This window comes from Bacillus sp. 1NLA3E (genome assembly GCF_000242895.2).
Classification (GTDB): Bacteria; Bacillota; Bacilli; order Bacillales; family Cytobacillaceae; genus Bacillus_BU.
On the sequence record NC_021171.1, the window covers coordinates 1,956,081 to 1,971,063 of the forward strand.

Genomic DNA, 14,983 nt, shown 5'->3' on the forward strand with positions numbered 1-14,983 from the left:
ACGATTGGGCTCCTTTTGTCACTGTCGGAACTTGCCGAGCAATTAGTGAACTTTAGTGTTAAGTAATTTAATGCCCATGGCAATAAAAACAATTCCTGTTAATCTATTCAACACATTTCCAACTTTCGCATTGCTTCTTAATTTATTTGTCGCCATTGAGGAAAAGAAGGCTGTAATTAAACACCAAGTGCCCCCTGTTAAAGTGAAAGTCAATCCTAGTAAAATAAAAGGAATCGGACTTGAAACCCCAGGGCTAGTATGAATAAATTGGGGCAGGAAAGCTATGAAAAACAAGGCAACTTTTGGATTAGTCACATTCGTTAGCATACCTTGCAGGAATATTTTTTTATTACTCTGCTTCGGTAAGTCTTTTTGCTCATTTATTGTCTTTTTGGTTATTAACATTTTAAAACCTAAATAAGCTAAATAAATAGCCCCAATAATTTTGATTAAATTAAACAAGAATGCTGATTGCATTAAAATAACGGATAATCCAAAGGCGGCAAGTAAAGTATGGACAACTACTCCTGCTGAAATGCCTAATGCAGAATAGATCCCAGCTGCTCTACCTTGAGAAATACTTCTACTGACTATATACATGGTATCCGTACCAGGAGTTAAATTGAGCAGAATGGCCGTTACTAAAAAAACTTCAAAATTAATAATTCCGTACAAACTTAACACCCCTCAATTATCTAAATGTTTACTTATTTTACAATACATTTTCTCTTTTTCCTATTAATTATTTAATGAATCACTAAGAATCAGTACATTTCTGTTAGATAATAGTACATAGGAATATACCAAAGCAGTGGCATACTATTTTTATTTTAAAATAATAAATTTGCCGAATTTGTCATAATTAAATACTGAAAAAATAATTAATATTTTAATTAAAATTCATTTTAAATAATAAGATTTTTATCAAATAAGGTAATAATCATATTACCAATAGGTTCACAAGAGTAATTATATTCCAAAAACTAATACTATTAAATTCTTAGTTTGATGTGATATATTATAAAAAAGTATTTTAATTATCAGTGTTATACCAATATTCTAAAAAACGGAGTGATTTTATTGAAAAAATTTGGTTTATTCAGTATGTTATTGATTCTTGCTCTTTTTATCTCTGCATGTGGAACTGATAAAACACCAGATAAAAAAGCCGAAAAAGAAAAGGTTTATAAGGTGGGCGTAGATGTAACTTATCCACCATTCGAATTTAAAGAAGGAAACGAGTATAAGGGAATCGATATTGAATTAATCAATGCTATTGCGAAAAATCAAGGCTTCAAAATCGAACTTTCTCCGATGGATTTTGGTGGAATTATCCCAGCCATGCAAGCTAATCAGCTTGATGTAGCGATTGCTGGTATGAGTATTACAGATGATAGAAAAAAGGTAGTAGATTTCTCAACACCGTATTTTGATGCAGGATTAACTGTTGTTGTAAAAAATGATAATTCAAGTATTAAATCTGTTTCTGACCTTAATGGAAAAAAAGTTGCAGTTAAAAAAGGGACAACAGGTGCTAAATACGCAACAGATAATGCTTCAAAATTAGGGATTACCGTCGTCCAATTTAACGATAGTCCTGCCATGTTCCAAGAAGTATCTAATGGAAATGCAGATGCACTTATTGAAGATTATCCTGTTATCTCCTATGCAATTGCCCAACAAGAGCTTGGATTAAAAATCGTGGGTGATCGTCTAAATGGAGACCAATACGGAATTGCAGTTTTAAAAGGGAAAAACCAAGATTTACTGAAAAAAATTAATAAAGGTTTTGCAGAACTTAAAAAAGATGGAACGTATGATGAGATTTTAAAAACTTACCTTGGTGAATAATATAAGAATAAATACAGACAAAGGCGCGCATCGTGCGCGCCTTCTTTTTGGAAGGGAATGAAGCGAGTGGATATAATTGTTGCAGCATTGCCAATATTATTAGAAGGGCTTCAAGTGACACTTTATATCTTTGTGATTGCTATAATACTAGGTTTTGTAATTGGTTTAATGGTTGCCTTGTTGCGACTTGCCCCACTAAAGATCTTGAATTGGATCGCAAAAGTCTATGTAGATGCAATTCGAGGAACACCTTTTATTGTGCAATTATTTTTTATTTATTTCGGTCTAAATTCGTTAAATTTGATTTCACTTGATAATACGACAGCTGGAATCGTTACAGTTGCAATCAATGCAGGTGCATATTTTTCCGAAATCATAAGAGCGGGTATTCAATCTATTGATAAAGGCCAGACTGAAGCTGCAAGATCAATCGGATTTACAAGTGGACAAACAATGCGTTTTATCATACTTCCACAGGCATTTAGAAGAATGCTTCCTACCATTACGAATCAATCCATTATTAGCTTGAAAGATACTTCACTTCTATCCGTCATTGGCATAGCAGATTTAACACAGCAAGGACAGATTCAAGCTTCCGCCACATTTGAAGCTTTTAAGATTTGGCTGGCCGTTGGTGTTATTTACTTTATTGTCATTTATCTGTTGACCATGCTTGCTAGTTTCGTTGAAAGGAGGTTTCAGCTTAGATGAGCATCATAACAGTAAAAAACCTGAGAAAATCATTTGGAAATCTAGAAGTTTTAAAAGATATAAATGCAGAAGTTCAAGAAAAAGAAGTTATTTGTGTCATAGGACCCTCAGGTTCAGGAAAGAGTACTTTTCTTCGCTGCTTAAATCGCCTGGAGGATATTACGGGTGGTGAGGTAATTATCGATGGAAATGATATTACGGACCCAAAAGTTAATATAAATAAAGTGAGACAAGAAGTTGGGATGGTTTTTCAACAATTTAATTTATTCCCTCATAAAACGGTATTAGAAAACATCACATTGGGGCTTATTAAAATTCGCTCAACCCATAAAGAGCAAGCTGAAAAAGTTGCCTTTGAATTACTTGATAAAGTAGGGCTAAGGGAAAAAGCAGATAGTTATCCTGGAGAACTATCTGGAGGTCAACAACAACGGGTGGCCATAGCCAGAGCTCTCGCCATGAATCCGAAAATTATGCTGTTTGACGAGCCGACTTCTGCACTTGACCCTGAAATGGTCGGAGATGTTTTAGAGGTTATGAAACAGCTTGCAAAAGAGGGGATGACAATGGTTGTCGTTACCCATGAAATGGGCTTTGCAAGAGAAGTTGGAGACCGAGTGATTTTCATGGATGGTGGCTATATCGTTGAAGAAAATGAGCCAAATGAGTTATTCGGTAACCCTCAACATGAACGAACCAAGTTATTCTTAAGTAAGGTGCTTTAAATGATGCTTATGATCGTTTAGGTAGACTTATAGATTGATCAGTTTATTCAAAAGGCTGTTTTAAAGCGCAATGTTGATTTTTGCACAATGTTGATTGGAGTGGAAGGCACGAAGACTCCTGCGGGAGCAGCGGAACAGGTGAGACCCCGCAGGCGCTTTAGCGCCGAGGAGGCTCACCGCCCGCCCCGCGGAAAGCGAGTGCCTGTAACGGAAATCAACATTCTAATTTAACAGAGCCATTCAAAAAAAATCTAAGAAAGCCTAATTCCGGTTGGATAAGGCTTTCTTTTTGGTGAAAATAGGGAAATGAAAGTTTACATAAAAATTTAAGAAACATGCTAAGATACAAGATTGTCCTGTTATACTTAAGTAAACTAGAAAAGGAATATGAAAGGGGATAAAAAAATGAGTACACCAAATATAGACAAAGTGAAAACAATTAAAACGTTAAATAATATTGCAGAAAGCGGGTTAAATGTATTTAATAAGGATCTTTTTACGATTAACAATGATAGTGAAAATCCTGATGCCATTATGGTTCGCAGTTTTAATATGCATACAATGGAATTTGGCAATAATCTAAAAGCTATCGCACGTGCAGGTGCGGGTGTAAATAATATCCCTGTCGAAAAATGTACAGAGGAAGGAATTGTTGTTTTTAATACCCCTGGGGCAAATGCTAACGCCGTAAAAGAATTGGTCCTTACCTTATTAATGGCTTCATCCCGTAACCTTTTTGATGGTGTAGCTTGGACAAAGACGTTAGTAGGTGAAGGGGTAGATGTACCAAAGCTAGTAGAAGCAGGAAAAAAACAATTCGTTGGAAAAGAAATTAAAGGAAAAACTCTCGGAGTGATAGGTTTAGGGGCAATCGGTGCCCTTGTAGCAAATGATGCGCTCGATTTAGACATGGATGTAATCGGATTTGACCCATTCATCTCTGTCGATACAGCTTGGAACTTGTCTCGTAATGTCCAACGTGCTATGACGATTGAACAATTGTTTGCAAACTCTGATTATATTACTGTACACGTTCCGCTAACTGATGATACTAAAGGAATGTTTAACCAAGAAACATTCAGTATCATGAAGCAGGGCGTTCATATTTTGAATTTTTCACGTGGTGAGTTAGTGAATGAAACGGATATGGAAGCTGCCCTCGAAAGTGGAAAAGTTGGTAAGTACATTACAGACTTTCCAAATGAAAATATATTGAAAATGAAAAATACCGTACCAATCCCACATCTTGGTGCCTCAACCCAAGAATCAGAGGAAAACTGTGCGATTATGGCGGCTTGGCAAGTGAAGGAATTCCTAAATACAGGAAATATCAAAAACTCAGTGAATTTTCCAAACGCTTCCATACCTTATACAGGGCAGCGACGTGTGGCAGTATTCCATCAAAATGTTCCAAACATGGTGGGGCAGATCACATCGGCTATATCAAGCTATAATCTAAACATCGCTGACATGATTAACAGAAGCAGAGGAGGATACGCTTATACGATGGTTGACATTGACAACCAAATAAACAGCGATATCATCTCTGGTTTAGTCGAAAAAATCAATAGAATCGATGGCATCGTTACAACACGAATTATTTAAACTTCCCCGCAGGCGCTTTAGCGCCGAGGAGGCTCACCGCCCGCCCCGCGGAAAGCGAAGCGCCTGGAACGGAAATCAACATTCTAGTTTAACAGAGCCAAACTTATAAAAAATATCACACAAAAAAGCATGAATGATGTTTATTCATGCTTTTTTTACATTTATTTAAGAATTGAAAACTAAAACCTCTCTTAGTCATTCCTAAAAGAAAATCATTTCTGTCCCTCAACTTAAGTTTTAATTGCTTAATTGCCTCATTAATTGCTCGTATTCTTCCCGTTCAATTTTACGAATTTCTTCACTAAATGCTAGTCTTCAATTTTATAATCACAAGAAAATAGGTATTCGCATATTCTTTATAGAAAAAGAGGAGGAATATTTTATCCATCTCTAGAAAGGAAACTTAATATGAATCAGAGGGCCAATAGTTCAATATACATCATTTCCGGTCCATATGGAGTTGGTAAAACTACAGTTACAAAGGCACTTGCCCAGGACATGGAACAAGTTGCATTAATAGAAGGTGACCAAATCAAATTAATGTTCGGAGAAAAAGAGCAACCACCGTGGGAAGAACAATTGTCAATAATTTGGAAAAACATTCTTTCCTTAACGCAGAATTTCATTGAAAACAATATTAATGTAATAATCGATTATGTTGTTGAAAGTGAATTGGAGTGGTTTTACAAAAACATTGTGGAATTGAATGTGAAAATTCATTATGTAGTATTACGGGCAGATGAAGATATACTTATCAGTCGGTTAAATAAAAGAGGAGATGGTTATTTAATAGAAGGCTCTATATATTTATTAGACAAACTCGAAAAATTTTCTCCAAACAAAAACTATCTCTATGACATAACGAACAAACAACCGTTGGAAATTATTAATGATTTAAAAAGTCGTTTTGACCAATTTTGTCTCTAACGATTTTTTGAACAATGTTGATTGGAGTGGAAGGCACGAAGACTCCTGCGGGAGCAGCGGGACAGGTGAGAACCCACAGCCGCTTAAGCGCCGAGGAGGCTCACCGCCTGCCCCTAAGGTGCGCGAGTGACTGGAACGGAAATCAACATTCTATTTTAACTGAGCCAAAGTAATAATAGCGAAGCTTATAAATTTTTTTTCTTAAATGTGATTTTGAAGTGCTGATTAAGCCTACACAATTTTAAAAGAAGGGAATATGTTATTAAATGGAAAAGTTGAAAGGCTCTATGGCCGTACTTGTAAAACATAAAGACTATACTATGAGAAATTTGGCTGATAGCAGAATATTACAAGTTCCTACACAGATGCTGATGTCAAAAAAGGAGAGAAGCTGTGAAGATCTTAATTTTAGCGGGTGGGTTTGGCACAAGAATAAGTGAAGAAACTCATTTAAAACCGAAACCTATGATAGAGATAGGTGATAAGCCAATCTTATGGCATATTATGAAACTTTACTCTAGCTATGGTTTTAACGACTTTATTATCTGTTTAGGGTATAAGAGTCATATTATCAAAGAGTACTTCTCTAATTATTTCCCGAATAATTCCGATTTAACCTTTGATTTCAAAAAAGGGAATGAATGTATTATCCACCATCATTCCGTTGAACCATGGAAGGTTACCTTAGTTGATACAGGTTTAAACACAATGACGGGTGGTCGGATCAAAAGAGTGCAGGAATATGTTGGGGATGAGCCGTTTATGTTGACATATGGTGACGGTGTTAGTGATGTAAATATTAAAGAATTAGTAGAATTTCATCGCTCTCATGGAAAGCTGGCTACATTAACAACCACACAGCCTGAAGGTAGGTTTGGAGTTTTGTCCTTGTCCTCTGATCAAAAAGTAGAAAAGTTTCAAGAGAAAATACAAGGGGATAGCGGTTGGATAAATGCTGGCTTTTTTGTTTTGGAGCCAGAAGTTTTTACTTATCTGAACAACGGCGAACAAACGATATTTGAAAAAGAACCATTAGAAAATCTTGCTAAGGCTGGTCAATTAATGGCATTTAAACATAATGGTTTTTGGCATCCAATGGATACTTTACGGGATAAGAGATATTTACAAGAAATGTGGGAGTCCAATAAAGCCCCCTGGAAAATATGGGATAAAAATAATTAAAAGATAAGTTCTTATTGGATGCAAATGGATCTGATGTAATTATTTTTGTAAATAGAATGAATGTGGGGGTGGATAAAATGGAAATATTAAAAAACAATACAATTTATCATTCGGATCTTCAATATGTATATAACAATCTTGAACAGTATGAAATAAAAAAACTTAAGGATTCATCGATACTAATAACGGGCTGCGCCGGATTCTTAGGCTATTATTTTATGTCATTTTTATCTGAGCATGCAGTACGGCTTGGTATAAAGAGGATTATTGGTATTGATAATTTTAAACTCGGTAAACCTAAATGGATTACGGACTTAAGCAATTTAAACCCAAAGGTTGAACTTTACACTTTTGATATAACTCAATTTTCATTATTTGATACTGAGAAAATTAATGATGTTGATTTTATTATCCATATGGCTTCAATTGCCTCGCCAACCTTTTATAGAAAATATCCGCTTGAAACCGTTGATGCTAATGTATTAGGGTTAAGAGCTTTGTTAGATTTTTATAAGGATAAAAACATTAAGGGGTTTTTGTTTTTCTCTAGCAGTGAGGTTTATGGTGATCCATTTCCGGATTTCATTCCGACTTCGGAGGAGTATAGAGGAAATGTGGCTATGATTGGACCACGTGCCTGCTATGATGAAGCAAAACGATTCGGTGAGACCCTATGTTATTTATATGCCGAGAAATTTGGAGTACCAATTTCTATTGTTAGACCATTTAACAATTATGGGCCAGGAATGAGACTAAATGATAAGAGGGTACCATCTGATTTTGCAAAAGCAATTATTGAGAATAAAAAACTAATTATGCATTCTGATGGAAAACCAACTCGAACATTTTGTTATGTGACAGATGCTATCACTGGTTATATAAAGGCTCTACTATATGAACCATTTGACTACTTTAATATAGGAATAGACCAACCTGAAATCTCAATTAGCGAATTAGCTAAAATTTATAAAGATACGGGTTCAGCAATTTTTGATTTTAATCAAACTATTGAATTTAGAGAATCGGAAGAAAAAAGCTATTTAACAGATAATCCAATGAGAAGATGCCCGGATATTTCAAAGGCTAGAAAACTTTTAAATTATTCCCCTTCTATTTCAATCGTTGAAGGTGTGCAACGCTTTCTAACCTTTTTGAAGGAAGAGGGTGAAATTCATTGATTACCGTGATTGGTCTTGGATTTGTGGGATTGACAACAGCTTTAGGATTTAGCGAAAAAGGTTATCATGTTTACGGTTGTGATATTGATCAAAAAAAGAAAGAGCAGTTAAGTAAGGGGATGATTCCCTTTTATGAACCCTTTCTAAATGAAAAATTAAATAAGCACCTAAACAAAGGTTTTACGATTACGGATGATTTACAGGAAGCTGTAAACAACAGTGAAGTTATCTTTCTTTGTGTAGGAACTCCGAGCAAAACGGATGGTAGTGCAGATTTAGGTTATATCTTAAATGCCATTAAAAGTGTGGTTGGCTATATAAAAAAGCCTGAATTTAAAGTGTTAGTACTTAAATCGACTATTCCACCATCTACAACAAGTGAAAGGATTAAAACATATATTGAAAGTTTAGGTTTTAAGGTTGGCGTTGATATTGGATTAGCAAATAATCCCGAATTTTTAAGAGAAGGATATGCTTGGGAAGATTTTATGAATCCAGATCGGGTTGTTATCGGTCAGGAAGAAGAAAAAAGCGGGCAAGTAGTCGAAACCATTTATCAAGCCTTTAATGCCCCGATATATAGGGTTACTTTGAATACTGCTGAATTTATTAAATATTTATCTAACACGATGCTGGCAACTCTTATCAGTTTTGCAAATGAACAGTCACTAATCGCAAAGTCCATCGGAAATATTGATATAAAAAAAGCATTTCAAGTTTTGCATCTCGATAGAAGATGGATTGGCGCTCCAGCAAATATGACTTCTTATGTTTTCCCTGGTTGTGGTTTTGGCGGCTACTGCCTGCCTAAAGATACGATGGCTTTAGTTAGTCAGTCCTTAAAGAACTCCTACACTCCAGAACTATTAAAAAGTGCCCTAAAAGTAAATGAAACCATTAAAGAATTTGTTGTCAGTGATGTAGCTAAAAAAGTAGACGTAAATGAGAATATAGGAATCTTGGGGTTAGCATTTAAGCCAAATTCAAATGACATTAGGGATACACCGTCAAAAGCAATCATTCAAGGATTGCTGCAAAAAGGATACAAAAACATCATTGCGTATGATCCAATGGCAAACGAAGAGTTTAAAGAGGTGTATGGTCTTCCTATTGAATATTCTCCTACCTTGAAAGCACTTCTGTCGAGAGTAAATCATGTTGTTATTTTAACATCCTGGGATGAATTTATTAAAAATAAAGAATCGATAAAGAAAAAGAATGTTTTCGATTATCGTTATATTTACAATTAGTTAACGAGTTTGAGATACGCTAAGCTGCCGCAGCTAAAGATTGATTTGAGAGGAGTTTGAACAGGTGAAACATTATTACTGCTCAACGTTTAGCAAGGAATACGCCTATAAAGGTTTATTGTTATACAACTCAATCGAACAGCATGATAAAGATTTTCAATTTTTTATGATTTGCCTTCATGATGAAGCAAAGAAATTATTTGAGAAAATGAACCTAGCTCATGCAACGATAATAAGTATGGAAAACATCGAAAATGAAGATAGCGAATTACTTTCGGTAAAAAGCTCTCGGAACGTTAAGGAATATATTTGGACATCTAAAGCGTCAGTATGTCTATATCTATTTAAAAATTTTGTAAAAATAGATCATATTATATGGCTAGACGGGGACACATACTTTTTCTCAGATCCAGAATCTATATTCACTGAATGGGGAAAGTTCTCTGTTATGCTGACATCTGAAAAATGGCTTGATGAACATAGTATATTAGGTGAAACGAACGGCATCTACAATACGGGTTTTATGGGTTTTAAAAGAGATGAACATTCGATGGAATGCCTCCACTGGTTTAGACAGAAGTTGATAGAATGGTGTTTTGATAGGTGGGAAAAAGGCCTTTGGAGCGACCAAGTATATGCAAATGATTGGCCTGACAGGTTTCAAAATGTTGGCATATTAGAAAATATAGGAGTAAATCTTACTCCGTATATAATAAATTACAGATTAAAAGAAGGTACAGTTAAGAAGACGGACAATGATATCTTTATTAATAATGAAAAATTAGTGTTTTTCCATTTTTATGGTTTTAAATATTATGATGGTAATGTCTTTGATATTTGTAATTATGTAATGAATTGTAGAGATGTCGTCATTAAGGATATTTACCTTCCCTATTTACATGCCTCAAAAGAAATAACGGATAAAATCAAAACAGTTGACAGCAACTTTACCCCAGAACGAAACATTAAGGATTCCCATATAAGAAATTATTTTAACTTTAAAGTAAATTTGTCCGCTGAAAACGAAAAAGTTAACCTTTGTACAATAATAAACAAAGACTGCTTAGAGCAAGGCTTAGCGCTTTATAACTCCCTAATGAAACACACTCCGAATTTTCAACTTTGGATTTGCTGTACAGATGAGATGGCCTATTCCTTGATAAAAAAAATGAATTTAGATCATGCCATTCTTATTAATTTGAAAAATCTTGAGGGCAAAGAGTTATTAAGCATCAAAGACACTCGAAATCCGGATGAATACTTGCGAACATTAAAACCATCATTTATTTCATATATATTTAAAAACAATTTTCATGTAGATTCTATGGTTTATACCGATGTTGATATGACCTTTTCCCCAGATTTTAATAACTTAATTGATGAACTGAAACAAGATACCTCTCTCTTAATTTTCAAGCGATCTGTTTCCACTGAAGAAGAAAAAAAGTACGGTGTGTATGACGCTGGACTTATTGGATTTAACAGGGATGACACCTCACTAGAATGTCTGTACAAATGGAAGAAAGATTGTATTAATTGGTGTTTTAATAAAGTAGAAGAAGATCGTTGGTTAGATCAAAGGTATTTAGAACAATGGCCACAACTGTTTTCAGGTGTAAAAGTCATGGAGAGCCCCGGTAGAACTGCTAATCCTAAAAAATAACAATACACCATAAACGTAGCATTACAAACTAAAGAAGTTTGCCATCCAACTTTTCATTTAAAGAACAGGTTAACAGTAGCCTAACAATTTTTCTAGTAGGGTTACAGTCCTTTATCTGTAACTTGTAAGCGTCTATACAATGTTTTCCGAGAAGTGCATGGATAATTAGAAAAAATGGTTTAACATATGGAGGAGATTATGGCGGAGGTTAATTATTTTAATAATCAAAAGGTTCTAATTACCGGAGCAAATGGTTTCATCGGTTCTCACGTGACCCGAAAAATGGTAGAAGAACAAGCGCAAGTGTCAGTTTTTGTAAGGGAATCGTCCGACTTATGGAGAATTGAAGAATTAAAAAAGGATATTGATATCCATCGGATTGATTTGAGAGATTCCGTATCAGTTGACAATTGCATAAAGCAGATTAAGCCAGATTATATTTTTCATGTTGGTGCGTATGGTGTAGATTCTAGACAAAAGGATTATTTCACTGCAGTTAACACAAATGTTATTGGGACAATGAATATGTTAAATCCGCTAAAAGATTTAGGGTGCAAGAAATTTATTAATGTAGGAACTTGTATGGAGTACGGCGATAAAAAGGAAATTATCGGGGAGAACTCACATTTAGAGCCCGACAGTATATACGGAAGTACAAAAGCTTCGGCTGCAATCATTGCCCACCAAATTGCTTCAGAGAATAACATAGATATTGTAACCCTAAGACCATTTGGTGTATTTGGTGAGAAAGAGGGAAGCCATAAATTCTTTCCCTATATTATTTTATCTATTTTAGAAGACAAAGAAGTTAATTTAACCCCTTGTGAACAATACCGGGATTATTGTTATATAGAAAATATTGTTGATGGATTTGTTTTAGCTGCTCAAAACGAAACAATTAAAAACGAAATATTCAATATCGGCAGTGGTAGTATATATAAGCTAAAGTACTATGTTGACATGATTTACAAGGAAATGGGTCTAAATAAAAAGCCAAATTATGGTGCACTATCATATAGGGAAAATGAGGTATGGAGCCAACAGCCTGATACCACAAAAATTAAGAACCTTTTAAATTGGGAACCTAAGATAAGCCACCTTAATGGTATAGAAAGAACCATTGATTGGTATACGAGAAATAAAGATCAATTTATAGGAACAGGGAGATAAGTAAACCTGTAATTGGTGAGAAGGAGCTGTTATTATGCAGAAAGGGTTTGAATTGATTTCTGTTCAACCTTTTGAGGATAAGCGTGGAAGTCTAAAAAAAATCTTAATGAAAAGCCAACTTAAGGAAAATGATCAAATCGAAGAGGCATACTTGCTATATTCTGAACAAGGAAGTGTCAGGGGGAACCACTATCATAAAAAAACTTTAGAGTATTTTGTGATTGTTAGTGGGAAAGCAAAAGTTGCAATGAGGAATTTGGATACAGGAACATTTGAAGAAATCTATATTTCATCAAGTGATAATTTTATTTTAAAAGTCCTGCCAAATGTAGTGCATGCTTTTAAAAACGAAGAGGAACTACCATTAATCATGCTTGCTATTTCGACCAAGGAATATAATAAATTCGATACCGATACATTCAAAATGGAAATCTTACAATAAATTGATAGCATCTAAACGACTAAATGTGCGGTAGACCTGTATTTAATTTTATTTAAATTATAGGCTGTGATTAAACTAGAATGTTGATTTCCGTTCCAGGCGCTTCGCTTTCCGCGGGGCGGGCGGTGAGCCTCCTCGGCGCTAAAGCGCCTGTGGGGTCTCACCTGTCCCGCTTCTCCCGCAGGAGTCTTCGCGCCTTCCACTCCAATCAACATGGTGCAAAAAATCAACACTGTGCTTTAACACAGGCAAAATATAATTAAATTAAGTATTTTCTACAATCATCAGTTTAGTTGTCATATTGAGTTTGTCTGGACTTTTGTTGATTTTGTGGGTAATATAAATTTAATCAAAGTAGAAGGGATGATGGGTGGCCGATGATTAACTAATCTTATTTCAAACATTTGAAAATCATTTTTCAAATTCAAGAAAAGGATTAGTCTGCCCATTTTCCATATGTAATTTAAAGCTATTCATTCGATAGCTTATTTTCATTATGAAAAAAGCAACTAATCCTTCCAAATTTATTTGGGAGGATTTTTTTCTCCCTGAAAAAAGAAGGGGCGATTCGATGACAGAAATCGTAAAATTACATCATATTAGTTTAGAAATGATCGATCGTATTATTTTTAAAGATATGAACGCAACTATTAGTCGTGGAGAAGTGATTGGTCTAATTGGCCGCAATGGAAGCGGTAAGTCCACGCTCTTAAAAATCCTACTTGGACAGTTAAACCTACTTGAGGGACAGGTTGAATGGAAAAATCACCATACCGATGTATTTTTAGTGGATCAAGAGAAACAAACATATTTATCTGAGCAGGTTACACAAGAAGAAGCAGCCCTAATGGCAAAATGGAATATTCCTGATGTTCCCTACGAATGGTTAAGTGGAGGAGAAAAGCTCAAAATTCGACTTGCAAAAGGTTTTGCCTTAGCCCCATCTCTACTCTTATTAGATGAACCGACAAACCATCTAGATATAGAAAGTACACAATTGTTAGTTGATCAAATAAAACATTATCCTGGTACAATTATTGTTGTATCACATGACAGATATTTTTTGGACCTAGTAGCGACCAAAATTTGGTCTATTGAAAATAAGAAATTGATTGAGCAAAAGGGAAACTATACACTTTATATAAAGATTCGGGAACAAAGAAGATTAACTCAGGCAAGAGAGTTTGAAAAACAACAAAGAAAAATTGAACTGGTTGAAAATCAAATAAACGAACTGACATCGTGGTCGCAAAAGGCGCATGCACAATCGACGAAGCAAGAAGCTTTTAAAGAATTTTACCGTGTAAAAGCGAAACGAATGGATGCTCAAGTAAAATCGAAGCGGAAACGTCTTGAGAAGGAACTGGAGAAGACGAAGGCTGAACGAGTTGAGGAAGATCATCCTGTTAATTTTTCGTTAGATACAAATACGAAGGTTGGCAAAAGATTTCTAGAGGTAAAAAATTTAAAAAAGCTGTTTGGAGAACGAATCTTATTTGAAAAGACGAATTTTACCATTCAGCATGGGGAAAAAGTCGCGCTTATTGGTCCGAATGGTAGTGGGAAAACGACATTTTTAAATATTGTAATGGGAAATGAGGAGGTTTGTGGGGGAGACATTTGGGTTTCACCATCTGCGAATATTGGTTATTTAACGCAGCAAGTATTTGACTTACCTCTAGAACAAACGCCTGAACAATTATTTACACGTGAAACCTTTAAAGAGCGGGGCAAGGTACAGAATTTAATGAAGCATTTAGGATTTACTGCCAGCCAATGGTCTGAACCAATTGAACAGATGAGTATGGGCGAGCGTGTGAAGTGTAAGCTTATGCTATATATATTGGAAGATAAAGATGTCCTTATTTTAGATGAACCGACCAACCATTTAGATTTGCCTTCGAGAGAGCAATTGGAAATAACGTTAGCTGACTATAGCGGTACGTTGGTCGTTGTTTCCCACGATCAATATTTCCTAAGTAAAACGACTTCAGTTCAGTTGATTTTTGAAAATCAGCGGATTCAAAAGAGATTAATTCAAGAAAGTGAAAAAGTAGATTCATTAGCCGAACAACGCTTAACGCTAGAAACAGAGCGACAAGAAGTATTAGGGAAATTGAGCTTTATATCACCAAAAAGCCCTGAGTATAAAGAACTCGATCAAAGATTTAATGAACTTACAAAAAAGATCAAGGAATTAGAAAAGCTATAATTTATCTTCTCTGGACCTTTTTTTCTGGAGGGTGGTTGTGGAAGGACTTCCCAAATAAGTAGTCCTT

The 14,983-nt window shown here is 35.1% G+C and carries 13 protein-coding genes; 12 read left to right on the forward strand and 1 reads right to left on the reverse strand.

Translation table 11 applies throughout. The features are described 5' to 3' along the window. Nucleotides 1-42 precede the first annotated feature (42 nt). Nucleotides 43-675 (reverse strand): LysE family translocator, encoded by a 633-nt coding sequence (locus B1NLA3E_RS09380; RefSeq protein ID WP_015593604.1) that lies wholly within the window; start codon nucleotides 673-675, stop codon nucleotides 43-45. A gap of 405 nt (nucleotides 676-1,080) precedes the next feature. On the opposite strand from B1NLA3E_RS09380, the gene B1NLA3E_RS09385 reads away from it, so the two are divergent. The 12 genes from B1NLA3E_RS09385 (at nucleotide 1,081) to abc-f (ending at nucleotide 14,916) form a co-directional block, all read left to right on the forward strand. Beyond that, a complete protein-coding gene (locus tag B1NLA3E_RS09385) occupies nucleotides 1,081-1,851 on the forward strand; it encodes a transporter substrate-binding domain-containing protein (protein WP_015593605.1) in 771 nt (256 codons plus the stop codon). A gap of 66 nt (nucleotides 1,852-1,917) precedes the next feature. Beyond that, complete coding sequence (locus tag B1NLA3E_RS09390) at nucleotides 1,918-2,562, forward strand: amino acid ABC transporter permease (protein ID WP_041580422.1); 645 nt, start codon at nucleotides 1,918-1,920, stop codon at nucleotides 2,560-2,562. Further along, a complete protein-coding gene (locus tag B1NLA3E_RS09395; RefSeq protein WP_015593607.1) occupies nucleotides 2,559-3,287 on the forward strand; it encodes an amino acid ABC transporter ATP-binding protein in 729 nt (242 codons plus the stop codon). The genes B1NLA3E_RS09390 and B1NLA3E_RS09395 overlap by 4 nt, the downstream gene beginning before the upstream one ends. Before the next feature lie 405 nt (nucleotides 3,288-3,692). After that, the gene (locus tag B1NLA3E_RS09400) at nucleotides 3,693-4,892 is read left to right on the forward strand and encodes a phosphoglycerate dehydrogenase (protein ID WP_041580423.1); all 1,200 of its coding nucleotides are present in this window, start codon (nucleotides 3,693-3,695) and stop codon (nucleotides 4,890-4,892) included. 408 nt (nucleotides 4,893-5,300) lie between these two features. Then, nucleotides 5,301-5,819, forward strand: a complete 519-nt coding sequence (locus B1NLA3E_RS09405; RefSeq protein ID WP_015593609.1) for an AAA family ATPase — start codon at nucleotides 5,301-5,303, stop codon at nucleotides 5,817-5,819. Nucleotides 5,820-6,212: 393 nt separating this feature from the next. After that, a complete protein-coding gene (gene rfbF, locus B1NLA3E_RS09410) occupies nucleotides 6,213-7,001 on the forward strand; it encodes a glucose-1-phosphate cytidylyltransferase (RefSeq protein WP_015593610.1) in 789 nt (262 codons plus the stop codon). A 77-nt stretch (nucleotides 7,002-7,078) separates the two neighbouring features. Next, nucleotides 7,079-8,179 carry an NAD-dependent epimerase/dehydratase family protein gene (locus B1NLA3E_RS09415; RefSeq protein WP_041580424.1) on the forward strand — a complete coding sequence of 367 codons (1,101 nt, stop codon included), beginning with the start codon at nucleotides 7,079-7,081 and terminating at the stop codon, nucleotides 8,177-8,179. A gap of 5 nt (nucleotides 8,180-8,184) precedes the next feature. Then, complete coding sequence (locus tag B1NLA3E_RS09420; protein WP_236619655.1) at nucleotides 8,185-9,429, forward strand: UDP-glucose dehydrogenase family protein; 1,245 nt, start codon at nucleotides 8,185-8,187, stop codon at nucleotides 9,427-9,429. Between the two features lie 64 nt (nucleotides 9,430-9,493). Next, nucleotides 9,494-11,092, forward strand: coding sequence for a glycosyl transferase (locus B1NLA3E_RS09425; RefSeq protein WP_015593613.1), 1,599 nt, complete (start codon nucleotides 9,494-9,496; stop codon nucleotides 11,090-11,092). Between the two features lie 198 nt (nucleotides 11,093-11,290). Further along, a complete protein-coding gene (locus B1NLA3E_RS09430; RefSeq protein WP_041580425.1) occupies nucleotides 11,291-12,262 on the forward strand; it encodes an NAD-dependent epimerase/dehydratase family protein in 972 nt (323 codons plus the stop codon). 34 nt (nucleotides 12,263-12,296) lie between these two features. Continuing rightward, a complete protein-coding gene (locus B1NLA3E_RS09435) occupies nucleotides 12,297-12,704 on the forward strand; it encodes a polysaccharide biosynthesis C-terminal domain-containing protein (protein WP_015593615.1) in 408 nt (135 codons plus the stop codon). 571 nt (nucleotides 12,705-13,275) lie between these two features. Further along, a complete protein-coding gene (gene abc-f, locus B1NLA3E_RS09440) occupies nucleotides 13,276-14,916 on the forward strand; it encodes a ribosomal protection-like ABC-F family protein (RefSeq protein WP_015593616.1) in 1,641 nt (546 codons plus the stop codon). The last annotated feature ends 67 nt before the right edge of the window (nucleotides 14,917-14,983 follow it).